The organism is Streptomyces indicus, from assembly GCF_900100315.1.
Classification (GTDB): Bacteria; Actinomycetota; Actinomycetes; order Streptomycetales; family Streptomycetaceae; genus Streptomyces; species Streptomyces indicus.
Genome location: NZ_FNFF01000006.1, coordinates 80,204 through 105,935 on the forward strand (window position 1 = coordinate 80,204; position 25,732 = coordinate 105,935).

The 25,732-nt window shown below is 69.0% G+C and carries 17 protein-coding genes; 1 reads left to right on the plus strand and 16 read right to left on the minus strand.

The window, feature by feature from the left end:
- Position 1: 1 nt before the first annotated feature.
- Genes BLT97_RS17195 through BLT97_RS17210 form a run of 4 tightly spaced genes read right to left on the minus strand, consistent with a single transcriptional unit; the run spans position 2 to position 7,656 of the window.
- Positions 2-1,975: a DUF8189 domain-containing protein gene (locus tag BLT97_RS17195; protein ID WP_143041346.1), complete on the minus strand. Its 1,974-nt coding sequence runs from the start codon at positions 1,973-1,975 to the stop codon at positions 2-4.
- A 32-nt stretch (positions 1,976-2,007) separates the two neighbouring features.
- Positions 2,008-4,881 (minus strand): stealth conserved region 3 domain-containing protein, encoded by a 2,874-nt coding sequence (locus tag BLT97_RS17200; protein WP_093611082.1) that lies wholly within the window; start codon positions 4,879-4,881, stop codon positions 2,008-2,010.
- A gap of 7 nt (positions 4,882-4,888) precedes the next feature.
- On the minus strand, positions 4,889-5,857 hold the full coding sequence (locus tag BLT97_RS17205) for a hypothetical protein (RefSeq protein WP_245769382.1): 969 nt from the start codon (positions 5,855-5,857) through the stop codon (positions 4,889-4,891).
- A complete protein-coding gene (locus tag BLT97_RS17210) occupies positions 5,854-7,656 on the minus strand; it encodes a stealth family protein (RefSeq protein ID WP_093611084.1) in 1,803 nt (600 codons plus the stop codon). The genes BLT97_RS17205 and BLT97_RS17210 overlap by 4 nt, the downstream gene beginning before the upstream one ends.
- A gap of 405 nt (positions 7,657-8,061) precedes the next feature.
- Here BLT97_RS17210 and BLT97_RS17215 point away from each other — a divergent pair, with 405 nt between their 5' ends.
- Positions 8,062-9,156, plus strand: coding sequence for an LCP family protein (locus BLT97_RS17215; RefSeq protein WP_093611086.1), 1,095 nt, complete (start codon positions 8,062-8,064; stop codon positions 9,154-9,156).
- A gap of 91 nt (positions 9,157-9,247) precedes the next feature.
- Here the strand turns inward: BLT97_RS17215 and BLT97_RS17220 are convergent, their stop codons facing one another.
- The 12 genes from BLT97_RS17220 to ngcE all read right to left on the minus strand — a co-directional run bounded on the left by BLT97_RS17220 (position 9,248) and on the right by ngcE (position 25,604).
- Positions 9,248-10,285, minus strand: coding sequence for a PLL family lectin (locus BLT97_RS17220; RefSeq protein ID WP_093611088.1), 1,038 nt, complete (start codon positions 10,283-10,285; stop codon positions 9,248-9,250).
- A 199-nt stretch (positions 10,286-10,484) separates the two neighbouring features.
- A complete protein-coding gene (locus BLT97_RS17225; protein ID WP_093611090.1) occupies positions 10,485-12,026 on the minus strand; it encodes a glycosyltransferase family 39 protein in 1,542 nt (513 codons plus the stop codon).
- A 189-nt stretch (positions 12,027-12,215) separates the two neighbouring features.
- Positions 12,216-13,700, minus strand: coding sequence for an amino acid permease (locus tag BLT97_RS17230; RefSeq protein WP_093611500.1), 1,485 nt, complete (start codon positions 13,698-13,700; stop codon positions 12,216-12,218).
- Between the two features lie 209 nt (positions 13,701-13,909).
- The gene (gene dxs / locus BLT97_RS17235; RefSeq protein WP_093611092.1) at positions 13,910-15,832 is read right to left on the minus strand and encodes a 1-deoxy-D-xylulose-5-phosphate synthase; all 1,923 of its coding nucleotides are present in this window, start codon (positions 15,830-15,832) and stop codon (positions 13,910-13,912) included.
- Positions 15,833-16,137: 305 nt separating this feature from the next.
- A complete protein-coding gene (locus tag BLT97_RS17240) occupies positions 16,138-17,433 on the minus strand; it encodes a sugar ABC transporter permease (RefSeq protein ID WP_093611094.1) in 1,296 nt (431 codons plus the stop codon).
- Complete coding sequence (locus BLT97_RS17245; protein ID WP_176953799.1) at positions 17,430-18,221, minus strand: ATP-binding cassette domain-containing protein; 792 nt, start codon at positions 18,219-18,221, stop codon at positions 17,430-17,432. The genes BLT97_RS17240 and BLT97_RS17245 overlap by 4 nt, the downstream gene beginning before the upstream one ends.
- Positions 18,222-18,465: 244 nt before the next feature.
- Positions 18,466-19,593, minus strand: coding sequence for an ABC transporter substrate-binding protein (locus tag BLT97_RS17250; protein WP_093611098.1), 1,128 nt, complete (start codon positions 19,591-19,593; stop codon positions 18,466-18,468).
- A 120-nt stretch (positions 19,594-19,713) separates the two neighbouring features.
- Positions 19,714-20,988, minus strand: coding sequence for an ROK family transcriptional regulator (locus BLT97_RS17255; RefSeq protein WP_245769383.1), 1,275 nt, complete (start codon positions 20,986-20,988; stop codon positions 19,714-19,716).
- A gap of 155 nt (positions 20,989-21,143) precedes the next feature.
- Positions 21,144-22,139: a dTDP-glucose 4,6-dehydratase gene (rfbB, locus tag BLT97_RS17260; RefSeq protein WP_093611100.1), complete on the minus strand. Its 996-nt coding sequence runs from the start codon at positions 22,137-22,139 to the stop codon at positions 21,144-21,146.
- A gap of 111 nt (positions 22,140-22,250) precedes the next feature.
- Entirely contained in the window at positions 22,251-23,141 is an 891-nt protein-coding gene (locus BLT97_RS17265) for a carbohydrate ABC transporter permease (protein ID WP_093611102.1), read from the minus strand.
- Positions 23,138-24,190 carry a carbohydrate ABC transporter permease gene (locus BLT97_RS17270; protein WP_093611103.1) on the minus strand — a complete coding sequence of 351 codons (1,053 nt, stop codon included), beginning with the start codon at positions 24,188-24,190 and terminating at the stop codon, positions 23,138-23,140. The genes BLT97_RS17265 and BLT97_RS17270 overlap by 4 nt, the downstream gene beginning before the upstream one ends.
- Positions 24,191-24,197: 7 nt before the next feature.
- On the minus strand, positions 24,198-25,604 hold the full coding sequence (gene ngcE / locus BLT97_RS17275; protein ID WP_093611502.1) for an N-acetylglucosamine/diacetylchitobiose ABC transporter substrate-binding protein: 1,407 nt from the start codon (positions 25,602-25,604) through the stop codon (positions 24,198-24,200).
- Between the last annotated feature and the right edge of the window lie 128 nt (positions 25,605-25,732).

Consider the following 25,732-nt stretch of genomic DNA (forward strand, 5'->3'; position numbering starts at 1 on the left):
GTCAGCCGCCCACCGTCTGCCAGTGACCCAATTCCGGGCTGTCAGGCCGGCGCTGGCGGCTGATGTGCAGACAGCCGTCGAGGCCGATCACCGCGACCGTGGCCCGACCCAGCGCGTCGAACGCTGCAGCCGGGGCGTGGGCGAAGGTGCCGCCGAGCGGCTGTGCGGACAGCTCACGCCACGGATCATCGCCCGGCAGCATCCGGTACGCGACGCCACCCAAATCGCTGCGCGTGGCCAGCAGCGTGGGCCCTCCCGCCACGGCGTATGTGGCGGCGGCGACGGCCCCGTACCCCCCGCGGCCGCTGATCGAGGCGGCGGGCTTGGCCCAGCGTCCACCGGGAGCGTCCTCCTGCGCCATCAGCACACGCGCCGAATCAGGCTGCCGGAAGACCGCGGTCACCTGCCCCGTGGACTGGACGAAGGCGGTGCAGGGACCCGCAGGAGTGGCGAGCTTGAACCGAGGAGCCCGGCTGAGCGGTTCGTCCAGAGAGTTCTGTGACCAGTGGAAGACGCCCTCACGGCTCGAGCCGAACACTTCGACACGTCCGTCGTGTGCGGTGAGTGCCGCCAGTCCTTCCTGTAGGTCGAAGCCGCGTAGATCGGTCCACTCGCCCCATGTGCCGTCGGCTTCCTGGATGCGGGTGTGCAACCCTTGCCCGGCGTTGCGGACGAAGAGGTGCAGGCGGCCTCGGCCGTCCCGGGTGACCACCGGGGTGCCCAGATGGCGATCACGCCGGGCGTCGCCCGCGGAGGGGTTCCCGAGGTTGAGCCACTCGTGGAAGACACCACCGGGTGCGCTCTGCACGAGGGCGCCGATCTCCCGTACATGACCGTCGTCATGGGCGAGATGCGAGAGCCGCTCGGCGAAGATCTGCCAGCGTCCGTCCGGCGTGAGGTCCACCGCGATACCGGGTGCGAGCGGCCCTCCGCCGAGTACGAACGGGCCGCGCCACTGGTCGCTGCCGGGTGCCGACTCCCGCCATACGACGGCCTGTTGGTTGATCACGGCGAAAGCGGTGAGCCGGCCCTGAGCGTCCGCGGCCAGCCAGTTGGTGCCGGCCGGGTAGCGGGGCTGGGTGCTCTGGACCCAGCCGGTGCCACGGGAGTTGAGCCCGACGGAGTAATCACCGCTGCCCGCCGGGTCGCCGCAGTCGTAACCGTCCGCGGCACCGTAGATGTTGAGGAAGAACTCCTTCAGTGAGACTGCCTGCGCGCCCAGGTTGTGCGGCCAGCGTTCGTTGTAGTACCCGCGGAAGGCCTCGGCCGTGAAAAGGCCCGAGCCGTCCGGGCCCTGGTACTGCGAGAGCGCCGTCCACGCGAACAGTGCCGCGGCGGTGTGGTCGCAGTGGTCCGAGAGATCGCCGTAGTCGTGGCGCTGCGGGAACTTCTCGTCGTGCACCAACCGGTCCGGATCCGGGTCCATGGTGCGGATCAGGGTCGCCCGGAAGACTCCGAAGAGGTACACCAGCGTCGAGATCAGCCCCTGGCGGCTGTACCAGTACTGCTCGTGCACGAGCCCGCCCTGAGGCACCAGGGTCGGCACCTTCTCTGCCTCGTTGCGCCACAGGACATGCAGACTGCGCGCCGGGCCCTCCGGGGTGCCGTGCTGCTTGATGTTGAGGAACACCAGGCTGATCCACGGAGCTCGGACCAGCGAGTAGACCTCGGCCACGGGCCCGTCCGGGGTCTGCAGCAGTGAGGCCTTCCACTCGGCCGTCCGCTCGCCGAGCGCCATCGCCGCGTACGCCGCCTTGATGCCGTTCTGCCGGGCTTTGCCGTACGCCTCACGATCCTCGGCGACGGGCTCGGTCTGCCAGGGGCGCGGGTTCTGGCCGAGCGCGTCGCCGGCGGTCAGGTAGACCGTGGCGGTGGGCGTACCGGCCTTGAGTCCGTGGAAGGTGGCGGGGTTCATGAAGTACAGGTCGTCGTCGGGGTGGGCGACGACCTGCACCACGGAAAGAGGACGCTGCACGTACTGGCTCCCGTCGGCTGCTTGGGTCTGTGTCACAGGGGCCACCCGGGCAGATAACCGGCGTGTGCACGCTGGTTGCGTGCCGAACCGGCCTCGAACTGGCTGGCCACGGGGAAGTAGCTCGGCAGGAACGCCCGCAGGATGGCGTCCTGCTCGTCCTCCGACACATCTCCGTCGTGGAAATCGTTGAGGCAGAAAACGTCATGGGGCCGTGCGGTGAGGATCCGGTTGAGCCGCGACTTGTGCTCGCTCAGCCCGACGTTGACGAAACCGCAGGAGATCGCGCCGGGCACGCTGCGGCCCGTGTAGTACCCGAAGTAGTGGTGCAGGGAGGAGGCGATGGACACGTCGCTGTGATCGCGCAGCCGGTTGCGGGACACCGTGTACACCGCTTCCTTGAAGTGCGTCTCGATGTCCTCGAGCACACTGCGCCGCAGTGGGTGCGGAGCATGCAGGAAGGAGTGCACAAGCGTCTGCCCGAAGTACGCCTGAATCAGAGCACGATTGTTCTTCGCAGCACTGATGTTGAACTCGTCCTCGTACGACGGAGCGGACATGGGTACCGACGTGGGCGACATGAAGTGCTTCGCCTGTCCGTTGCCGTGGAAGAAGGCGCTCGGCTGCAGCGTCCGGCCGACGAACACGTCGTCGTTGAAGTAGAGGAAGTGCTCGGCCAGCCCGTCGATGTGGTGCAACTGGCTCTCGATGGCATGCGAGTTGTACGTGGGCAGCGCGCTGTGGTCCCGGAAGATCTCGCTGTGGTCCACCACGCGGACCCGTGGGTGCGAGGTGTCCAGCCACGGCGGCACCTGGCGGTCGGTCACGAGGTAAATGTTGCGGATCCAGGGCGCGTACATGTCGATGGAGCGCAGCGAGTAGCGCAGCTCGTCGCGGTTACGGAACCGGGCAGCGCTGGTGGCGGCGTCCTCGGTGGCTATGCCCATGGCGGCGAGCACCGCGTTCTTCCGCTCAAGCCAGCCGATGTCAGCGCCGTCCACCCAGGTGTACACAGCGTCGATCGGGAAGTTCACGTCACCGTGCAGCGGCTGTGTGAAGGGCGCGATGGACGGGTAGTGCCGGCCCCCCAGGGTCATCGTGGTGCGGTTCATGGCACTGTGCGGCACCCGGTCGCCGACCAGGGTGCGCGTGGGAGAGAGGCTGACTCCCGGAGTCTCCGGGTCGTCCTCCCAGAAGGCGATGGTGCAGCCGTACACCGCTCCGAGACGCATCGTCCGCGACGTGGACACCGCGCTCTGGTACACCCGGACCCCGGAGCACGGTGTGTCCTTGTGCACGGCGGCGAGTCCGGCCAGCACGGTGGTGATGGCGTTCTGGCCGTCGTTGAGGAGCGCGGCGTAGACCGCGTCCTCGGCATAGCGGGTGGACAGGGCCTCGAGTACGGCGCTGCGGTAGTCGGCGTGCACAGCGACGGTGTGCCGGACCATGGAGTCACGGACCACCATGTAGGGGATGTTCGCGCTCTCCAGAACGTTCGCGGCGATGGCCAGATTGGCCTGCACGATGTCCCAGGGGGTCTCCGAACCAATTACCCGGCACAACTGCCCGCCACTGCGCACCAGTTCACGGTGCCTTCGGGCCACCTTCGCCTCCAGCGCACGCTGGTCGCCGCCCCGGGCCAGGCTGGCGGGTGCGGGCTCGGCTGCCTGAGCAGAGCCGTCGGCGCCCGCGTACAGAGCGTGATAGGCACGGCGCTCGACCTTGCCGACCTCGCGTCCGCCGCTGTCCCGGTCGTGGAGCAGCTCGGTGAAGAGTTGCTCCCACTGCCTGGTGACCTCGTCCGGCGCGAACCGTGCGACGGCCTCGATCGCCGCAGCGCCCATCCGGTGGCGCAGCTGTCCGTCCTCGATGAGCCGCAGCAGGCAGGCGGCGAGACTGTCGGTGTCTCCCACGGGGACGAGCATTCCGGTGTGCCCGTCGATGATCACTTCACGGGGCCCGTTCGGTGAGTCGTACGACACCACCGGGACCCCGGCCGCCTGCGCTTCGGCGAGCACGAGACCGAAGGCCTCGTTGCGCGAGGTGAGCAGGGCGATGCTGGCCTTCGCCCACTCCTCGGCCAGGTGCGGGGAGTTGCCATTGAGCTGGACACAGTCGTGCAGGCCCAGGAAATCGATCTGGCGGCGCAGGGCGCCGCTGAGCGGACCGTCGCCGAAGATCCGCAGAGTCCATTCCGGGTGGTACTGCGCCACGGTCGACCACGCGGTGACGGCGTGGTCGATCTGCTTCTCGCCGACCAGGCGGCCCGCGATGACGACGGTGCGGGTTTCGAGGGTGGAGCGCGGACGGAAGCCGCTCGGCAGCGCGTTGGGCACCACCATCAGCCGGGGCGCTCCGGCCCCGAGCGTTTCGGCGAACCATTCCCGGGTGCGCTCGCTCAGCACGACCAGCGCGTCCAGCTGGGCGGCGTAACGGCGCAGCGGTTCGCCACTGGTGCCACGCAGCTCGGAGACGCGGTGCTCCTGGTGAACGGTGACGACACGGGACGGCGCGAGCGAGACTGCGAGCGCCATCAGGGCGGGAGTCGTGGTGATCAGGATGTCGGTGTCGATGTCCTGCAGAGCCAGCCCGAGTTCGAGGTCAGTGAGCCGGTTGAAGGCGTTCTCCCACGAGCGGTCGACGATCTCGCTGGGCTGGGCGGCGAGCGAGTTCCACAGCGCGGGGTCGGCGCCGGTGGGGCGCAGTGGACGCTGGCCCTGCCCTGTGGCGTCGATGAGGTAGTCGACGCGGACGCGTTCATCGGGCGAGAAGAACTGGGCGGGCTTGCTCTTGAACACGCTGAGCACACGTACGTCGTGCCGGGCCGCGAGTTCCGAAGCCTGGTTGAACACGGCCCGCTCGGTGCCGCCCACGGCGTCGGCCGTGGTGAGCAGAAAGGTGATCTTCATGGGTGGTTCAGTCAGCCTCAGGCATGGGGGTACAGGTGATGCGGAGGTTGCCCGCCGGCGTATAGCGAGGCTGGACGATCATCGGCGCCAGGCCCTCAGGGGTGATCGCCAGCTGGCGTATCGCGAAGACTCGGGCCGGGTTGCGGACGTCGTGAATCCGCCGGCCGAGACGGAGCCGGGTGCCCCTGCCGAAGCAGGCCACCACGTCCCAGTGGTCTGGGCGGTTGCGGCGCGGCGGCATTCCGCCCAGAGGCACCGCCACCCTTACGACGTCGGGGGCCAGGAACTCCACCGGCCGGCCGAGAACACGGCCGGACGCCACGAACTCCACCTGCTCCGGGCGGCCCGGTGAACCGAACAGCCGGAAGTCCACGACGATGCCTGCGTGGTCCATGTGGACCTTGACCACTTCGGCCGACGCACGTGCGGCGCGGGTGACGATCCGGGCGCTGCCGGTGAACGAGCGGCCGATGCGGTGGCGCGCGCCCGTCGCGGCAGACTGCTCCATGGGCTTCGTGGGTCCCGCGTACGGCACCGGCGGTTCGACCAGGAGCAGCGCGTAGCGGCGGGAGCGGCGGCCTTGACGCACGCGGAGCTGGAGCTTCGCACGGCCGTCGGCCATGGGTGCGCCGCCGAGTTCCTCGCCGAGCAACAGGGCAGCGTCCATCAGCACCCGGCCCTGTGCTCCCTGGTACACGCGTGCTTCGGTACGCCACCTGCGCCGCCCGCGCCCCAGCACGATCTCGGCACGCTCGGGGAGGGAGGCGTTGCGTGGCAGCTCAGCGTGGAGGTTGACGGTCTGGCCGTCCAGGATCGCGGCGTACCGCAGCCTCGCTGCACGGCGCGAGCGCATCGGCAGGAACACTCGGCGGAGGAACCAGGCACGTAGCGCGGCGAGGAGGGCCCGTACGCGGCGGCGGAATGCGAGGGCACGCCGGCGCAAGACGCCTGCCGCACGCGTCAAGGACGCCGTCATGCAAGCGCTCCCTGCGCCTCGATCCCGCGCCTACGCCCGATCCCCGGCACCTGCCCGGTCGTCTCGTATGGGCTGGGCACAGGGAAGTACGTGTTCAGGAAGCGGTCCAGCATTGCGGACTGGGCGGCGGGATCCGCGGCGGTGACCGTGTCGTTGAGGCAGAACGTGTCGAAGTTGCGGTGGGCGAGCAGGCCGTTGAGGCGGCGCTGGGCGAGATCGGCGGACAGGTCGATGTACTGGTAGCGCAGATCGCCGACCGTGGCACGGGCCGAGTGGTACGCGTAGTAGTGGTGCAGCGAGGACGCCACCGGGATGTCGCGCGGGGAGCGGAAGCGCGAGTGCTGGGTCATGTGGTGCTCGCGTGCGAACGCCTCCTCGATCTCGTCGAGGACGCTGCGGCGCAGCGCGTGCGGGGTGTGCTTCATCTTCTGCGAGATGGCGCTGCCGAATTCCTGCGCGATGAGGCGGCGGCTGTTCTTGCCCGCGGCGTTCACCGGCAGGTCGTCGGGGACAACGTCACCGGCCGGGATCAGGGCCTTGGACTGGAAGAACTTGGTCAGCCCGTTGGGGTGGAAGAAGTGGGAGGGCTTGACCGGGCGCCCGAAGAACACGTCGTCGTTGAGGTAGAGGAAGCACTCCGACAGGCCTTCGATGTGATGCAGCTGCGTCTCGATGGCGTGGGAGTTGAACGTCGGCAGGGCAGCCGGGTCGGAGAAGATCTCGCGGTGGTCCACCACGCGGAGGTTCGGATGGTCGTGGTTGAGCCAGGCAGGCGCCTGGCCCGCGGTGACCAGGTAGACGTTGCGCACCCACGGGGCGTACTGGTGCAGCGAGCGGAGCGAGTAGCGCAGCTCGTCGCGGCTGGTGAAGCGCGAGTCGTTGGCGGCCTGGGCGTGCAGGGGCTCACCGGTGAGCGCACTCCGCACCCGGTCACGGCGCTCGCGCCAGAGCGGGTCGGAATCGTCGACCCAGGTGTAGACGACGTCGATGGGAAAGGCGTGGTCGTCGGGCAGTCGTACGGCGAACTCGGCGAGGGTCTGCGCGTCTCCGGTGGCGTACGCGGCGGGAATGGGGGCGAACAGGGCCTGCGGTGCGCTCCTGCGCGGGGCCGAGGCCGGGACATCGTCGGCGACCTTGTTGGCCCGTGGCGCGATCAGCCGGCCGTCCTTCTCGCTCCAGAATTCGACGTCGCAGCCAGACTCGGCGCCGAACACGAGCTGCTGGGTGGGGTCGGTGACGTACCAGGCGACACGCAGCACCTGCTGTCGGCGCAGCTGCCTCCAGGACTTGGCCTCGTCGCCGGGCTCCATCTGGCTTTCCCTGGCGCCCTGGGGCCCTACGTATCCGGGCGCTTCCTCGAACGCCAGCCGAAGCATGTCCTCCGCCTGAGCCCGCTGCCGGCTCGGCACGGCGACGGTGGGCACCCCTTCGGCACTGCCGCGGATGCAGAAGTAGTCGATGCCCTCGGCCTCGAGGATGCTGACGAGGATGTGCAGGTTGCGTGCCTGTGCGGCCCAGGCGGAAGCGCCGTCGATCAGAAGGGCGTGCATGTGGCGGCGGCCGACCCGTACCACCCGGCGGGCAAAGGCGGCGCTGTGGCGGGGAGCGTTGCGCCGTCCGCCCATGGCCCAGACGACCGTGGCCGACCTGATGGCGTCCACGGCCCCGAGCGAGGACTTGACCGCCGACCTCACCGGCACGGGCACACCTCGCACGATCCGTCGCCGCGCACCGGCCGGCAACGCCGACCGGTAAGCCGCGACCAGAGATCCCGCTTCCGGATTGCTCGCGCTCGCCATGCGGCAACCCCCTATCCACCTGCCACGACCCCTCGAGCGGACGACTGGCACAGCGTCGTGCCGGTGGTTCCGCGCGAAGGGTCGTTCCTGTTTGTCTCGATATGTCGACTTGTGAGTGCTAAGTCCTGCGACGTCGACAGTTCGCAGGATGTTCACATCTGATCGAACTAAAAAATACAGCGACCGAACCGGGCGACGACGTGGTCGGAACGGTGATGTATCCCACCGCCCCTTTCGTACAACCCTTCACCACGAGTGTGTGTCTGAGGCGTGAAGGCCCGACAAACGGCAGACAACTTTCGAGCCCGCCGCTTGCCGGTACCACCCGGGCGTAGTGGTCCCAGCAGCACGCGGGACCGGCCCGGGCAACGTTCGTAGCGTCCACGAGAAACGGGAAAACCGGTCATGAGCCACGCTGCCGCTGTGCGCCCCGCACGACCCAGCCGCAGGAAGCCCCGCGGCCGGGAACGCCGGCACCTCACCCGCGGGCAGCGCATCCGCCGCATCGTCCTGTGGTCCCTGCTGGCACTCCTGCTCGGCGCGGGCGGTGGCGCGTACTGGCTGTACAGCAGCCTGGACGGCAACATCTCAGGCGTGGACCTGGGGAAGGCTCTGGGCGGGGACCGCCCCGAGAAACTGCCGACGTCCGGACAGAACATCCTGGTGCTCGGCTCCGACTCTCGTGCCGGCGCCAACGCCTCCCTCGGCACGGGCAAAGTCGCGGGCGCCCGCTCGGACACCGCGCTGGTGATGCACATACCCGAGGGCCGCAAGGCAGCGGTCGCGGTGAGCATTCCGCGGGACACCCTGGTCACGCGGCCCGCATGCCTGAAGGAGGACGGGTCGACGCTCCCTTCGGCGCAGCGCGTGATGTTCAACTCCGTCTACTCGCTCGGCGGCCCGGCATGCGTGGTCAAGACCGTCGAGAAGATGTCCGGCGTCCGCATGGACCACTTCATGGAGATCGACTTCGCCGGCTTCAAGGAGCTCGTCGACGCAATCGGCGGAGTCACCGTCACCATCGACCAGGACATCCACGACAAGTCGAGCGGCCTCGACCTGGCCAAGGGCACGCACAAGCTGGACGGCACGCAGTCCCTGGCCTTCGTACGGACCCGGCACGGTGTCGGGGACGGCAGCGACCTCGGGCGGATCGGATTGCAGCAGCAGTTCATGATCGCGCTGCTGAGCGAGATCAAGCAGCAGGACCTCCTGGGCAGCCCCACCAAGACCTATCGCATCGCCGACAGCCTCACGTCATCCCTGACCACCGATTCCGAGCTGGCCTCGCTGAGCGCGCTCGCGGACTTCGGCCGCAGCATGCAGGGCATCGACCCGGCCACCATGGAGACGATCATGCTCCCGGTCATGTACGACAAGCGGGACCCGAACCGGGTGGTCGCCGCGGAGCCGCAGGCGACCACGCTGTGGAAGGCGATCCGCGCGGACGGCGAGATCCCGGAGTCGGCCAAGAAGTCGCCCGCCACCGGGGGGCGTTGAGGGGGCCGGGGAACATCGGCCGACGGGGACAGGTGGGGACCAACCGAACGCCGGAGCCCCCACCGCTCCCCTGGCCACGTGCGCCTTTGCTCTACAGCTGTTCCCAGCGCGGCGAAAGCGTCAGCCCGGGGCCCTGCTCCTGGCGCACGACGCGAGGCGAACCGTCCCGGCCTGTGACTCCGAGCACCACTCGGCCGTAGGCGTCGCGGACGAGAGCGGGCGCGCCCGCGCACTCCACGCCCGTGTCCGACCACCACACGCCGTTCTGTTCGGCCTCGGTACCGCAGACGCCCACCACCACGGTGCCGCCTGGACCTCGCTGTGCGAGCACCGTGCAGTCATAGCCGTCGAGCATCGTGCGTACGGCGGCGATGGCTCCGTCGCCCGGCGCACCGCCGAGCGGGATCGGCCAGCCGCCGGGACGGTGCGCCACCACTCCCGAGCGACCGGCGTCCGTCCAGTAGTACGTGGGCCGGCCCGGAGCGGTCTCCAGCGCCACCCCGGAGCCGGGCAGCGCGTGCATACCCGTGGGCGATCCCGTTTCGAACGGCCCGTCCGGCTCGCTCTGCGCCCAGCGCAGCACGCCGTTGCGCGTAGACGCCACAACCTCGACGCGGCCGTCGGAGGTGGCAACCGGCACGGGTGGATCCAGGAGGTCGGAACCGCGCAGGTCGGTCCACCGCTCCCACTTGCCGGTCTTGCCCTCGCGCCGCAGCATCAGGCCGCCGCCCGCGTTGCGCGCGAAGACGAAGACCGTGCCGCGCTCGTCCGTTACCGCCGCGGGAGCGCCGAGCTGCCGCGCCCTGTCCTGTTCGCTGTGCGGGTTGCCCAATGAGCGCCACTCTGTGACGGGGCGCCCCGATTGATACTGGATCGCGTGCACGATGTCGGTGTCGATGCGCCCCCCGGCATGTGCGCGCTCGCGGCGCCCGAGGAAATGCACATACGTGTCGACGCCCTGCACCGCGGTGAGGTGGGTCAGACCGGACACGGGGAAGAAGGCTGGTCCCGACCACTGCCCGGAAGCCGGCCGGTCCTCGGTCCAGCGGTACAGGCCATCGGCGTCCGCGACATAGGCGGTCAGTCGGCCGTCTTTGCCGTTGACCAGCCACTGCCCGGTCAGCTCCATGGCGGAAGCAGGGGGTTGCACCGGCTGCGGGGCCCCTATAAGGCTGTCGCCCGCCGCACGCGCTGATCTGCCTCGCATGGCCTGCCGTCACCGTCCCTTGCCGTCGCACGCCCGGCATTCAGCTCGGGAATTTTGCGGAATCGCCACATCATAAGCCCGCTTCCCGACACCACCCGGCTGGGTTCCGGACAGTGCCTGTTCATTCGGTGACGGGGCTTGTCCGTTCGCCGCGGGCCGATTCGCTCTCGTAGAACACTGCCCCGCCCACCACCGCCACCCGCTGATACCCCCCACGCTCCAGCAACTTCCGCAAGCCCGTGATCCGCTCCACACCGAACGGCTTGCCGCGTGCGTCATCGATGACCAGGGCCGGTGGTCGGCCGGTCATCTCTCCCTGGAAGGTGTCCCACGCCCCACGCACCGCGTACTTCTCCCCCACCTGCGGCCCGTTGCGCCCCCCGCTGTAGTTCGTCAGCAGGCCGGCGGTCAGGAAGCGGCTGGCCGGGGGGCGGTCGGCCAGCCAGTACGTCTCCGGGTGTATGCCCCAGACCAGGACCCGTTCGCCGGGCGGGGTGCGGGACTGGACGGCCGCGGCGACGCGGGCCGCGTGGGCCAGTTCGGGGCGGGGGGCGATCAGGCCCCAGAGCAGGAAGAAGGCGCAGGTGCAGGCCGTGGTCAGGAGGGCGGTCGCCAGCCAGTCGCGGGGCAGGATCTGGAGGGCCGCGGTGCCCAACAGGGCCAGGGCCGGGACGAGTTGGAGGTAGTAGTGGCCGAAGAAGTGGAAGCCGAGGCAGACCGCCGCGGCCGATGAGCCGAGCCAGAGCCAGAGGTCGGTGGCTCCGGTGCGGGCGATCCGCAGGACGCGGGCCACGGGCTGGAGGATGCCCGCGCTCGCCACGGCGAGCAGGGCGGTGTTGCCCAACGCCCGGAAGAGAACGTGGAGTTCGGAGCCGGTGAAGGAGGCGTACGCGCCGGAGCCGGTGACCGTCCAGAAGAGGAAGCCGGTGGGGGTGGTGACCAGGGCCGCGGTGAGGACCGGGGTCAGGGCGCCGGCGGCGAGGCGGAGGAGAGCGGCGCGCTGCCGGTCCGACTGCCACAGGAGCCAGAGGACCGGGAGCAGCACCGCGGCGCCCGTCTGTTTGGTGAGGAAGGCGGCCGCGACCGCGAGCCCCGCACCGCCCCAACGGCGCCGGTCCGCACACCACATGGCGGCCGCGGTGCACGGCAGCATGAACACCTCGAAGGTGGCGGCCTGGGTGTCCTCGGGGTTGAGGCCGATGGAGAGCAGGACGCACAGGACGCCGGCCGTGCGCCCGGCGCCGTCGCCCCAGCGGCGACGGGCGAGTGCGGCGAGCAGGGCCGCGGTGGCGAAGACCGCGGCGACGGCGAGGATCTTCAGGGGAACGAGGGAGTCGTCGCCGAAGAGGGCGAACGCGCCCCGGTAGAGCCAGGGCACGAGGGGCGGCTTGCGGTCCACCACCGTCTCGTACAACTGCCCGCCGTCCGCCAGCATCCGGGCCTGTGTGGCCAGGAAGCCCTCGTCCGGATTCCACACCGGCCAGAGGAAGGAGGGGATCCGTGTCACGCAGGCGAGCACCGCGAGGAGTGCGAGGAGTCTCGGCCAGTACGGCGCGGCGGGCGCGGGTGCCCGGTCGGAGGCGGTACGCGGCCGGGGGACGCCTGGCCGGGTAACAGGCCGTCCGGATACGGAGCGTGAGGTTGCGGCAGGCTCGACGAGCATACGGGCCAAGCTAACGGCCCCGCAGTCCACGCCGAAGCGGGACATACGGGGCCGCGGGAAGAACGCCGGAATGCGCCGTCCGTGACGGGGAGTTGTGGAGGGAGTTGTTCGGAGAGTTGTGGAGGGAGTTGTTCGGGGAGTTGTAGAGGGAGTCGTTCGGGGAGTCGTACGACGAGTCGTGGACCCGCGTCAGTCGACCGTCGGTGTGCGCGGCGGCATGTGCTTGCCGAGGCGGCTGTGCCGGCGCCCGTACGCGAAGTAGATGACGACGCCGAGGACCATCCAGATGCCGAACCGCAGCCAGGTCTCGGCGGGCAGGTTCAGCATCAGCCACAGCGAGGCGGCCACCGACAGGATCGGGACGAGCGGGACCAGCGGGGTGCGGAAGGAGCGCGGCAGGTCGGGGCGGCGCTTGCGCAGGATGACCACGCCGATGGCGACCACCACGAAGGCGAACAGGGTGCCGATGTTGACCAGTTCGGCGAGTTCGTCGATGGAGGTGAAGCCCGCGACGACCGCCACGATCACACCGAGCAGGATCGTCGAGCGGTACGGGGTGCCGAAGCGGGGGTGCACGGCCGAGAACGGCTTGGGCAGCAGACCGTCGCGGCTCATGGCGAAGAAGACGCGGGTCTGGCCCATGAGGAGGATCAGGCAGACCGTCGTCAGGCCGACCGCCGCGCCGAAGCTGATCAGGCCCGCCCAGAAGGGGTGGCCCACGGATTTGAAGGCGTCCGCGAGCGGGGCGTCCGTGGAGAGTTCGGTGTACTTCTGCATGCCGGTCACGACGATCGAGACCAGGACGTAGAGCAGCGTGCAGATGAGGAGCGAGCCGAGGATGCCGCGCGGGACGTCGCGCTGCGGGTTGCGGGTCTCCTCGGCGGCGGTGGCGACGATGTCGAAACCGATGAACGCGAAGAAGACGACGGCGGCCGCGGTGAAGATGCCCATCACGCCGAAGTTGGTGGGTGCCCAGCCGAAGAGCAGCTGGATCAGCGGCGAGGTGATGTCGTTGCCGGCCTCGACCGCCTGCGAGGGCGGGATGAAGGGGTCGTAGTTGGAGCCCGTGATGAAGAAGGCGCCCACGATGATCACGATCAGGACGACGGACACCTTGAGGGCCACGACCACCGCGCTCACGCGCGAGGACAGCTTCATGCCGGCGATGAGGATGCCGGTGAGCAGCAGCACGAGCAGGCAGGCGAGGATGTCGAAGCCGAACTTCCCGTCGTGCGTGCCGGTGAGGACGTCCGGCAGGTGCAGGCCCGCCGTGTCCATCAGGGAGCGCACATAGCCGGACCAGCCGACCGCGACCACCGCGCAGCCGAGTGCCATCTCCAGGATCAGGTCCCAGCCGATGATCCAGGCGGGCAGTTCGCCGAGGGAGGCGTACGCGAAGGTGTACGCGGATCCGGCGACCGGGACGGTCGAGGCGAACTCGGCGTAGCAGAGCGCGGCGAGCGCGCAGACCAGGCCGGCGACCACGAAGGCGAGCGCGACGGCCGGGCCGGCGGTCTCCTTGGCGATCTTTCCGGTGAGGACGAAGATGCCGGTGCCGATGATGACGCCGACACCGAAGACGGTCAGGTCGAGCGCCGAGAGGGACTTCTTGAGTGCGTGCTCCGGCTCCTCGGTGTCCTGGATCGACTGCTCGACGGTCTTGGTGCGGAACATGCCTCTGCTGCCGCCGCCGTCGGCGTGGCGTGTGCCCTGCGGTGTGGTCACCGTGTGCCTCCCTGCGCTCGTGTCGAGGGACATGATCGGGATGTCGGGCCCGCGGGTACCCCTCGCCAGGGCCCGAAGTCACACGAAAGGCCCGGCCGGACCACCCGTTAAGGGCGGTCCGGCCGGGCCTCGGTGACGCTGGGCGCCGGCGCTGAAGGTCAGTCCCTGGCCGGCTCCACGGCTTCGCGCGCCGCGTTCTCGTAACGGCCGTCCAGCTTCGAGACGAGTCCGGTGACCTGGCGGGCGATGTCCGGGGCGGTCAGACCGATCTCGGCGAGCACCTCCTTGCGGGAGGCATGGTCGAGGAAGCGCGGCGGGATGCCGAAGTCGCGCAGCGGCACGTCCACGCCGGCGTCGCGCAAGGCCTGGGCGATGGCGGAGCCCACGCCGCCCGCTCGCCCGTTGTCCTCGACGGTGACGACGACGCGGTGCTGCTCGGCGAGCGGGGCCAGCGCCTCGTCCACCGGCTTGACCCAGCGCGGGTCGACCACGGTCGTGGAGATGCCCTGCTTGTCGAGGAGGTCGGCGATCTCCAGGCACATGGGCGCGAGCGCGCCCACGGAGACCAGGAGGACGTCGGGACGGTCGGTGCCGGCCTTGCGCAGCAGGTCCATGCCGCCGACCTTGCCCACCTCGGGCACGGCCGGGCCGACCAGGCCCTTGGAGAAGCGCACGACGGTCGGGGCGTCGTCCACGTCCACGGCCTCGCGCAGCTGGGCGCGCAGCTGCTGGGCGTCACGGGGCGCGGCGAGCCGGAGCCCGGGGACGCACTGGAGGATCGACATGTCCCACATGCCGTTGTGCGAGGCGCCGTCCGTGCCCGTGACGCCGGCCCGGTCGAGGACGAAGGTGACGCCGCACTTGTGCAGGGCCACGTCCATCAGGAGCTGGTCGAAGGCGCGGTTGAGGAAGGTCGCGTACACGGCGAAGACCGGGTGCAGACCGCCCGTGGCGAGACCGGCCGCGGAGACCGCGCCGTGCTGCTCGGCGATGCCGACGTCGAAGATCCGGTCGGGGAAGGCGGCCTCGAACTTCTTCAGGCCGACGGGCTGGAGCATCGCGGCCGTGATCGCCACGATGTCCTTGCGCTCCCTGCCGAGCTCGACCATCTCGTCGCCGAAGACGCTGGTCCAGTCGGCGCCGGAGGCCGCGACGGGCAGGCCCGTGTCGGGGTGGATGACGCCGACGGCGTGGAAGCGGTCGGCCTCGTCCTGGACGGCGGGCTGGTAGCCGCGGCCCTTCTCGGTCAGGCAGTGCACGATCACCGGGCCGCCGAAGCGCTTGGCGCGCTGGAGCGCGGACTCCAGGGCGGCGATGTCGTGGCCGTCGATCGGGCCGACGTACTTCAGGCCCAGGTCCTCGAACATGCCCTGCGGGGCGATGAAGTCCTTGAGGCCCTTCTTGGCGCCGTGCAGGGTCTCGTAGAGCGGCCGCCCGACGACGGGGGTCTTCTCCAGGAGGTCCTTCGTACGGGACAGGAAGCGCTCGTACCCGTCGGTCGTCCGCAGGGTCGCGAGGTGGTTGGCGAGTCCGCCGATGGTGGGGGCGTAGGAACGCTCGTTGTCGTTGACGACGATCACCAGCGGGCGGTCCTTGGCGGCGGCGATGTTGTTCAGCGCCTCCCAGGCCATACCGCCGGTGAGCGCTCCGTCACCGATCACGGCGACCACGTGGTCGTCCTTGCCGAGCACCTCGTTGGCCTTCGCGAGGCCGTCGGCCCAGCCGAGCACCGTGGAGGCGTGGCTGTTCTCGATCACGTCGTGCTCGGACTCGGCGCGCGAGGGGTAGCCCGAGAGGCCGCCCTTGGCGCGCAGCTTCGAGAAGTCCTGGCGGCCGGTGAGCAGCTTGTGCACATAGCTCTGGTGGCCGGTGTCGAGCAGCACCTTGTCCTTGGGGGACTCGAACACGCGGTGCAGGGCGATGGTGAGCTCGACGACACCCAGGTTCGGGCCCAGGTGGCCGCCGGTCTTGGAGACGGCGTCGACGAGGAAGGTACGGATCTCGGCGGCCAGCTGGTCCAGCTGCTCATGGCTGAGCCCGTCCAGGTCGCGCGGTCCCTTGATACGGGAGAGCATGCCCACCCGTTCCTCCTAGCGTTTGGTGTTTCGGTCGAGCTGTTCGAGCTGCCGCAGCTGTGCCGGGTCTGTCGAGTCTAATGTTCCGCCCCCGCAGGCTGCCGTCGGGTGCGTCACGCGTTCGGCGGTACGGGAGTGCGACGGCGGCTGCTACAGGCCCGGGGCGTATGGGGAGGGACGCCGCCGCGGCGGCGGGGGTTGCGCAGGCCGCGGCCCGCCTTGCGGCGCACTCCCCCGTACGGGCACGAGCCCGCCCCCACACGCCGAAGCCCGGCGCCCACCAGGGGCACCGGGCTCGGACGTGAGCGGGATTACGCGCGGCCCGCCGACTTCTGGGTCTTGCGGGAGATCGAGTCGATGACGACCGTGGCGAGGAGCACACCACCGGTGATCATGTACTGGATCGGGGTGGCGATGCCCTCCAGCGCCAGGCCGTACTGGATCGACGTGATGACGAGGACACCGAGCAGTGCGTTCCACGTGCGGCCGCGGCCGCCGAAGAGCGAGGTGCCGCCGATGACGGCCGCCGCGATGACGTTCATCAGGAGGTCGCCGGCGCCGGCGCTCTGGTTGGCCGCCGCGATCTTCGAGGCCCAGAAGAGACCGCCGACCGCCGCGAAGAAGCCCGCGATGGCGAAGACGGAGACGCGGACCGCCGTGACGTTGATACCGGCGCGGCGCGAGGCCTCGACGCTGCCGCCGAGCGCGAAGACCTTGCGGCCGTACGCGGTGCGGCGGAGCACGAAGTCGCTCAGGACGAGCACGACCACGAAGAGCAGCGTGGCGAGCGGCAGGCCCTTGTACTGGTTGAACATGACCGCCACGGCGAAGGCGGCGACGGCGAGCAGCGCCGTGCGCAGCACGATCTCGCTCAGCGGGCGGGACGGGATGCCGGCGGCCTCGCGGCGGCGGGCGCCGAAGAAGGCCGTGAGGAAGTAGCCCGCGACGGCGACGACGGCGAGGCCGTAGGCGGCCGCGACGTCCGTGAAGTAGTACGTGGTGAGCTTGCCGACCACGCCCTCGCCGTCGATGTTGATCGTGCCGTTGGCGCCGAGCAGCTGGAGCATGAAGCCGTTCCAGAACAGCAGGCCCGCCAGCGTGACGGCGAAGGCGGGGGCGCCGATCCGGGCGAAGAAGAAGCCGTGCAGCGCACCGATGACGGCGCCCGCGGCGAGCGCGGTGAGCACCGCGAGCCACTCGTTGACGCCGTGCGTGACGCTCATGACGGCGAGGATCGCGGCCGAGACACCGCTGACCGAGCCGACCGACAGGTCGATCTCGCCGAGCAGCAGCACGAAGATGATGCCGACCGACATCATGCCGGTGGCCACCATGGCGACGAAGATGTTGTTGAGGTTCTCCGCGCCGAGGAAGGCCGAGTTCAGGCTCTGGAAGATCGCGCAGATGGCGATGAGGCCGATGACCACCGGCACGGCGCCGAGGTCGCCGGCGCGCATCTTGCGCTTGAACTCGCCTATGTAACCCGCGAATCCCTGCTCCCGCACGAGCAGGCGGGGGTCGACGACGGCCACGGCGTCGGGCGCGGCGGCGGGGGCGTCCACAGCGGCGTCGGAGGCCTGGACCTGGTCCGTCTTGTCGATGCTCACTTCTGAGCCTCCACGTTGCTGCGCGCCGCACGACGGGTCACGGCGTTGTCCGTGGCGCCGGTGATGGCGGAGATGATCTCTTCCTGCGAGGTCGACTTGACCTCGAACACACCGTTGTTGCGGCCGAGGCGCAGCACGGCGACCTTGTCCGCGACGGCCTTCACGTCGGCCATGTTGTGGCTGATGAGGATGACCGCGTGACCGCGCTCGCGCAGCCGCTCCACGAGGTCGAGGACCTGCGCGGTCTGCTCGACGCCGAGGGCCGCGGTGGGCTCGTCGAGGATGACCAGCTTGGGCTCGCCGAGCAGCGAGCGGGCGATGGCCACGACCTGGCGCTGACCGCCGGAGAGCGAGGCGACGGGGATACGGACGCTCGGGATGCGGATCGACAGGGTCTGGAGCAGCTCGCGCGAGCGGCGCTCCATCTCGACCTCGTCGAGCACGCCGCGGCGGCGGATCTCACGGCCCAGGAACAGGTTGCCGACGACGTCGATGTTGTCGCACAGCGCCAGATCCTGGTAGACGGTGGCGATGCCCAGGTCCTGGGCGTCGTGCGGCTTGTTGACCTTGACCGGCCGGCCGTCCCACTCGATGACGCCGTCATCGATGGGGTGCACACCCGCGATCGTCTTGACCAGGGTGGACTTTCCGGCACCGTTGTCGCCGACCAGGGCGACCACCTCGCCGGCGTGGACCTCAAGCTCTACGTCGGTGAGCGCCTGCACGGCACCGAATCGCTTGGAGACCCCGCGCAACGCCAGCACGGGCGTAGCGGACACGTGAACCATCTCCTTCGCCGCCCGAGCCTGACCCGGCGGGAGGTTGTACATGAAGGGGTGAGGGGTGTTCCGTCCGGCGCCCCGCCGTTGAGCTTGCGGGGCTGTCGGCGGCGGGGCGCCGGACGTGCTTCCACGGGAGCGCGCCTTCGAGGGCTGCGCAAGTCCCGCAGGGAACAAGGGAGTTGCGGCTACGGCAGCTCCGGTACGGGCCGGGGGGCGCCGTTGCGGCGGCGGCCCCCGGGCCCCGGGGTGACTACTTCAGGCCGATCTTGTCGCAGGCGGCCTTGTACTTGGCCGTGCAGATCTCGTCGAGCGTGTAGTAGCCCTGGTCGATGACCGTCTCCTTGATGTTCTCCTGCGTGAGGGAGACGACGGGGACGATCACGGACGGGATGGCCTTGGTGGTGCCGCTGTCGACCGTGCTGGTCTCCAGGCCGGCGTCGTCCAGCTTGCCCGTCTTGGCGATCGAGACGGCCATCTTGGCGACGGTCTCGGCCTCCTGCGGGTAGGACTTGAAGACGCTCATGTACTGCTCACCGGCGATGATGCGCTGCACGGCGGCGAGTTCGGCGTCCTGGCCGGTGACCGGCGGGAGCTTGTCGAAGCCGGCGCCCTTGAGCGCGGTGATGATGCCGCCCGCCATGCCGTCGTTCGCGGAGTAGACGCCCTGGATGTTGCCCTTGCCGAGGGCGGAGATGGCGCCCTCCATGTTGGCGTTGGCGTTCTCCGGCTTCCACTCCTTGGTGTCGTACTCCTTGCCGATCTTCTTCACCTTGCCGTCGAGGACGGAGTGGGCGCCCTTCTTGAACTGCGCGGCGTTCGGGTCGGTGACGGAGCCGTTCATCATGACGATGGTGCTGTCCTTGGCCTTGTCGCCAAGGGCCTTCAGGAGGGCCTCACCCTGGGTGCGGCCGACCTCCTCGTTGTCGAACGAGGTGTACGCGGAGATCGGGCCCTCGGCCAGGCGGTCGTAGGCCACGACCGGGATGCCGGCGTCCTTGGCCTTCTTCACGCCGCCCGCGACGGCCTTGAAGTCCACCGCGTCGAGGATCAGCACGTCGACCTTCTTGGTGATCATCGTGTCGATCTGCTGCGACTGGACGGTCGCGTCCTGCTTGGCGTTCAGGTACTCGAGCTTGCCCTTGCCATTCGTGAGCTTCTTGATCTGCTCTTCGATGATGGGCTTGTCGAACTTCTCGTAACGGGCCGTCTGGTTCTCCGGCAGGAGCAGACCGACGGTGATGTCGTCACCCTTGGCCTTGCCGCCGTTCGACTCTTCGGCCTTGTCGCCGGACTCCTTGGCACTGCCACAGGCGGCGAGGGAAACCGCCATGGCGGTGGAAGCAAGGGCTATGGCAGCACGACGCATACGCGCGTTCATTGGGGAACCTCCCTGACGAGGCCGCGTCGTTGCGGCCGAGGTGGCAGTGAGTCAACTCGGCCGCGTAGCGACCGTCAAGGAGTTAATACTTAACGAGATGACAACGGTGCCATTCGTTATCTAAGTGAAGGCAGGTGTGGGCGTCCCACGCAGCTCTCCGTCACCGTCCGAACCCTCTGCGGAGGGGGCGGAAGGCGCAGACCGGCCGGCCGCGGCGGACTGCGCGGACTGCTCGATCAGGGTCGAGTCGCCCATCTCGCTGAGCGCGAGCGCGAGGGCGCCGAGCACCTCCGCACGACCGCCAAGTGCCCCGGGAAGTACGGACAGTTGGCGAGCCGCACTGGGGATGGCATAGCGTCCCACCGACTCGCGGATGGGCGCCAGGACCAGCTCACCGGACTCGGCGAGGTCCCCGCCGAGCACGACCCGTGACGGGTTGAGCAGATTGCACAGGTGGGCCACTCCGCTGCCGATGTGCCGGCCCACGTCCGAGATCACCCGCCGGCAGCCCGGGTCACCCTCGCGCGCGAGCGCGACCACCTTGTCCATGGTCAGGTCCGAGCCGTGGCTCGACTGGAGCAGCGGAAGCACGTAGCGGGCGGCCGCGAAGGTCTCCAGGCAGCCGCGGTTGCCGCAGCGGCAGACGGGCCCCGACTCGTCGAGCGTGATGTGCCCGATCTCGCCGGCGGTGCCGCCCGGGCCGCGGTAGATCTGCCCGTTGATCACGAGGCCGGCGCCCACGCCGCTCGCGACCTTGATGTACGCGAGGTCCTTGACTCCGCGTCCGCTCCCCCACACCAGCTCGCCCAGCGCGCCCAGATTCGCGTCGTTGTCCACGGACACCGGGACGCCGAGGCGCTCGGAGAGCTCCTGGGCGGGGTTGATGCCCTGCCAGCCCGGCAGGATCGAGGTGGAGCCGAGGGTGCCGGACTCCAGGTCGATCGGGCCCGGGACGCCGAGCCCCACGCCCGCGACCTTGGAGCGGTCCACGCCGGTGGCCTCGATCAGGCGGCTGACCAGGACCTCGGCCCGGTCGAAGCCCTGGGTCCAGGAGGCGTCCACGTCGAGCGGCTCGGACTCCTCGGCGAGCACCTGGTGGGCGAGGTTGCCGATCGCGACCCGTAGATGCGTATGACCGAAGTCGACGCCCACGACCAGGCCCGCGTCCCCGCTGAGCGAGACGCTGCGGGCGCGGCGGCCGCCGGCCGACGTGGGGGTGACGTCGACGGTGCCGCCGTCCTTGAGCTCGCGCACGATATTGGAGACCGTGGCCGCCGAGAGGCCCGTCGTCCTGGCGATCTCGGCCTGGGTGAGTGAGCCTGCCATCCGCACGGCCCTCACGACCCGCTCGAGATTGGCCCGGTGCAGCGACGACTGCGACCCCGGAGTCTGCACGACGACCTCCTTGCCGGGGCCGCGGCGTCGTTGCAGCCCCCCGACTTTCTCCAACTTATGAACTCTAAGCTGAGCCTGAGGGGTTCATCCCCGTCAAGCCCTTGAGAGAAAGAGAACGGGATACCACAAGGGCTTGAAGATCGGCGCAATACGGACTATCGGCTGGTGAGCGGAGTGCCGGCGTCCGTGGGCGGGCCGCTCACGGCCCCCGCCCACCACTGCGGATGCCGCACGTACCACTCCACCGTTTCCTTCAGACCTTCCGTGAACTCGCGCAGGGTGCGGTGGCCGAGCGCGCGGATCTTGCGGTCGTCGAGGGCGTAGCGCAGATCGTGGCCGGGCCGGTCCGCCACATACGCGACGCGGTCCCAGCCCGCGCCGAGCAGCGCGAGCAGGCGGCCGGTCAGTTCGCGATTGCTCAGCTCCGTACCGCCGGCGATGTGGTAGACCTCCCCGGCCCGCCCTTCCCTGCGCACCAGGTCGACCCCGGCCACGTGGTCGTCCACGTGCAGCCAGTCGCGCACGTTGCGCCCGTCGCCGTAGAGGGGGACGCGCTCGCCCCGCAGCAGCCGGGCGACGAAGAGCGGAATGATCTTCTCGGGGTACTGGTGGGTGCCGTACGTGTTGGAGCTCCGGGTGATCCGTACGTCCAGGCCGTGCGTGCGGTGCTGGGCGAGGGCGAGCAGATCCGCGGAGGCCTTGCTCGCGCTGTAGGGCGAGCGGGGTGCGAGGGGCGCGTCCTCGGTCCAGGCGCCACGGTCGATCGAGCCGTACACCTCGTCGGTGGAGACCAGGACCACCCGCCGGCCGTGGCGCAGGGCGGCGTCCAGGAGGGTCTGGGTGCCGAGCACATTGGTGCGGATGAACGCGGCCGGGTCCGCGATCGAGCGGTCCACATGGGACTCGGCCGCGAAGTGCACGATGTGGTCGTGGTGCGCGGCGAGTTCGTCGACCAGCGGTCCGTCGCACACGTCGCCTTGCACGAAGGAGAACCCTGGTGCGGCGGCGGGGAGGTTGTCGCGCCGGCCCGCGTACGTCAGCGCGTCCAGGACGGTGACCTCGGCGTGCGGATCGGGAGAGTCGGGGCCGAGGAGCGTACGGACGTAGTGGGAGCCGATGAATCCGGCGCCGCCGGTGACGAGGATGCGCACGTGTTCCACCCTGCCATGGGCAGGGCGAAGGTGATCACCCAGGTCGTATGGACGCAACTGCCCGCCGAGGCCGACATCGTCGTCCTCGGCGGGCAGTCGGGGCAGGGAGCGTCAGCGGAACGTGCCCTGGGACACCGAACCGGCGATCCGGCGCTGGAAGACGGCATACACGACCAGGACAGGCGCGACCGTGACCACGATCGCTGCGAACAGCGCACCGTAGTCGATGTCGTAGACCTGCGAGGCCGCGTACGCGGCCATCCCCTGCGTCAGGACCCAGTTGTCCTGATCGGTGTTGAGCGCCACCGGCAGCAGGAACTGATTCCAAAGACCCAGGAAGTTGAAGATCGCCACCGCGGCCATCCCCGGGCTGGCCATCGGCAGCATGACCTGGAAGAACGCCCTCCAGTCGCCGGCCCCGTCGATCAACGCGGCCTCGTAGACCTCGTGCGGCAGCGACCGGAAGAACGAGTAGAGGAAGAACATCGTGAACGGCAGGGCGAACGCGACGTAGGTGAGGATCAGGCCCAGACGCGTGTTCAGCAGCCCGAAGTTCTGCAGCTGGAAGAACAGCGGCACGATCGCGAGGAAGACCGGGAAGGTCAGTCCGGCGAGCATCGTGTAGTAGATGAGCCGGCGTCCGGGGAACTGGAACCGGGCCAGGATGTACGCGCACATCGCGCCGAGCAGCATGACCAGGAACAGCGCGCTGACCACGACGACCACCGAGTTCAGGAAGTACCTGCCGATGCTCGCGTCGGACCACGCGTTCGCGTAGTTCTCGAACTTCCACTCAGTGGGGAGCGAGAACGGCGACGAGAGGATCTCGCCGGTCGACTTGAACGACGACATCAGCACCCACAGCATGGGCACGATCACGATCACGGCCCATATGGAGAGCAGGGTGTGTGAGATCGCCGCGAACCTGCGGTCGCTGCTGTTGGTCCTCTTCACCAGCTTCCGGTCGGCCACCAGGCTCGGGTCGGCGGCTGTGGCGCTCACTGAGCACCTCCCTTGACTGCGGCACGCCGAGCCTTGAAGCCACGTGCGTTGCTCTTTTCCTCGCCACCGCCGGTCAGGCGGTTGACGGTGAACACCAGCGCCGCGAACACCAGGGTGACGACGGCGAGGACGACACCCATCGCGGTGGCGTATCCGAACTGCCCCTTGCGGAAGGCGGTGGTGAACAGATGCTGGCTGATCGTGAGCGTCGAGTTGTCCGGCCCGCCGTTCGGCAGCAGCGCCTGGACGAAGACGAAGGCGTCCAGGGCGGCGATGCCCAGATAGATGTACGCCGTCTGTACGCTGTCCCGGATCGCCGGCAGGGTGATCGAGATGGTCGTGCGGAACCGTCCGGCACCGTCGATCTTGGCCGCCTCGTACAACTCACCGGGAACGCCCTTGATCGCCGCGATGAAGAGCACCGCGTAGAACCCGACGAGCCCCCAGACGAAGACGAACATCAGGGCGGGCATCGCCGTCGTCTTCTCGCCCAGCCAGGCGAACGCCTCGAAGTCGAGCCCGAGTTTGTTGAGCATGCCGTTGAGCAGGCCCGCGTTCGGGTCGTACATCTGCGCCCAGATCAGGCCGACGATGATCGCCGGCACGACGTAGGGGAAGAACGAGACGATCCGGTAGAACGATGCCCCCCGGATCCCTCGGACCGGGCCCTTGCTGGGCCCGCCCAGCGTGATGGCCACCGCGACCCCGAGGGCGAGCGTGAGCGTGACCAGCGGGACGACCGCCGCGAGGAGCGCCACGTTGCGCAGCGCCTTCAGGAAGACGTCGTCCTCGAGCATCTTGGTGAAGTTGTCGAGACCGACGAAGTTGTAATCGGGGCTGTAGCCGCGCCAGTCCGTCATCGCCCAGTAGATCGCCTGGATGAACGGATACAGGACGAAGATGATGAAGACGGCCAGCGGGATACCGAGGAACGCGAGGAAGAACGTCACCCGGTCGAAGGTGAGCTTGCGGCGCCGGGGCCGCCCGCCGCGAGCGGCCGACGTGAGCCGGCCGCTCGCGGGTTCGGATTTGGTGATCGTGTCACTCATGGCGGTACTAGCTGACCTCGAGCTTCTCGATGGAGTCGTCTTCCCGGATCTTGTCCGAGATCTTCTGCAGCGCCGAGGTCAGGCCCTTGGCGTCGAGGTCACCGGAGAGGAACGAGTTCCACGGCACCAGCATGTCGGTGTTGATGCCGTACGCGCCGACGAAGTTGAAGGTGAAGATGTTCTCGCCCGCGGCCTCGAGCATCTTCGACTGCGAGACGAGCGCGGAGGATCCGTAGCCGTCCGCGGGCACGGTGCCCTTGACGATGGTCGGGGCCAGCTTCGTCTTGGAGAAGTTGGCGGCCGCTTCCTGGGACAGCATCGCCCGCAGCACTTCCTTGCCGCCGGCCGAGTTCTTGGCCTGCTTGGGGACGATGAACGGCTCGCCCGCGGCGGCGTGCACCGCCTCGTAGGGCATCTTCGAGCTGGAGGTGAGCGTCATCGACGGGATGCCGGTCATCTGGAAGTCGGCCTTGGTGGCGTCCTTCATCTCGTTCTCGATCCAGCCACCGGTCGGGTAGAGCAGGGCCTTCTGGTCGTTGCTCCAGATCGCCTGGGCCTTCTGGAACTGGGTGCCGGAGCCACCCGGGACGAACATCTTCTCCTTGACCATCTTTTCCATGATCTTGAGAACGCCCTGGACGGCAGGCTGCGACCAGGAGTCCGCCTCCAGCTTCTCCAGGGAGAGCCGGACCTCGTCGCCACCCTCCTTGATCGCCGACTCGATGAGCAGCGTCTGGTAGTAGGTCGCGGCTTCCTTGCCGTGGACGAAGAGGTACTTGCCCTTCTCCTTGGCCTTCTTGCCGAGCTCGTACGCCTCGTCCCAGGTCTTCGGGGCCGTCCAGCCGTTCGCGTCGAACAGCGACTTGGAGTACCAGACGCCGTATACCGTCATCACGTAGTTGAGCGCGATGAACTTGCCGTTGAAAGTGCCCGGCTCCTTGACGCCCGCGTAGATCGTGTCGGCGATCTTCTTGCCCTCGTAGTTGTTGGCTTCGAGGACGTCGTCCAGCGTCTCGAGCTGGTCGAGAATGCTGAGGAAGCCGATCTGGTCCTCACCGGAGTTGTCGATGAGGTCCGGCGGGTTGCCCCCGACGAAGCGGGGCTGGAGCTGCGGGGCGATGTCGACGACGGGCTTGACGTCGACCTTTACACCGGCGATCTGCTTCGGGACGACCGTGCCCGCGAAGGTGACGTAGTCGACGCCGTAGCCGCCGTCGAAGATGGCCGCCTCGACCTTGGAGTTCTCGGCGACGCCGAACGGGTTCTTGGCCGAGGTCTTGCCCTCCGGCTTGTCCTTGTCGTTGTTGCCGGAGGAGGGAGAACCACATGCAGTCGCCATCGATGCTGCGGCCGCTGCCGCGATCGCCCCGCGCAGGAACATCCGCCTGTCGAGAGACCCCATACGAGTCGTCATCTCTGCATCCTCACTGATCGATTCGATCTTCATGGGTTTCACTGCGTGTTCGGCCGTCTGGGCCAGGTCGGCGATGCGCTGGCCGCGCTTTCCTGAAAGCGCGGCTCTGGGTGCGTCTCCGCGTGGAA

Coding starts and splice junctions, on each gene's coding strand:
- BLT97_RS17200 (WP_093611082.1), bottom strand. CDS start 4,881: ATGAAGATCACCTTTCTGCTCACCACGGCCGACGCCGTGGGCGGCACC.
- BLT97_RS17205 (WP_245769382.1), bottom strand. CDS start 5,857: ATGACGGCGTCCTTGACGCGTGCGGCAGGCGTCTTGCGCCGGCGTGCC.
- BLT97_RS17210 (WP_093611084.1), bottom strand. CDS start 7,656: ATGGCGAGCGCGAGCAATCCGGAAGCGGGATCTCTGGTCGCGGCTTAC.
- BLT97_RS17215 (WP_093611086.1), top strand. CDS start 8,062: ATGAGCCACGCTGCCGCTGTGCGCCCCGCACGACCCAGCCGCAGGAAG.
- BLT97_RS17220 (WP_093611088.1), bottom strand. CDS start 10,285: ATGGAGCTGACCGGGCAGTGGCTGGTCAACGGCAAAGACGGCCGACTG.
- BLT97_RS17225 (WP_093611090.1), bottom strand. CDS start 12,026: ATGCTCGTCGAGCCTGCCGCAACCTCACGCTCCGTATCCGGACGGCCT.
- BLT97_RS17230 (WP_093611500.1), bottom strand. CDS start 13,700: ATGTTCCGCACCAAGACCGTCGAGCAGTCGATCCAGGACACCGAGGAG.
- BLT97_RS17245 (WP_176953799.1), bottom strand. CDS start 18,221: ATGGTTCACGTGTCCGCTACGCCCGTGCTGGCGTTGCGCGGGGTCTCC.
- BLT97_RS17250 (WP_093611098.1), bottom strand. CDS start 19,593: ATGAACGCGCGTATGCGTCGTGCTGCCATAGCCCTTGCTTCCACCGCC.
- BLT97_RS17270 (WP_093611103.1), bottom strand. CDS start 24,190: ATGAGTGACACGATCACCAAATCCGAACCCGCGAGCGGCCGGCTCACG.
- ngcE (WP_093611502.1), bottom strand. CDS start 25,604: ATGACGACTCGTATGGGGTCTCTCGACAGGCGGATGTTCCTGCGCGGG.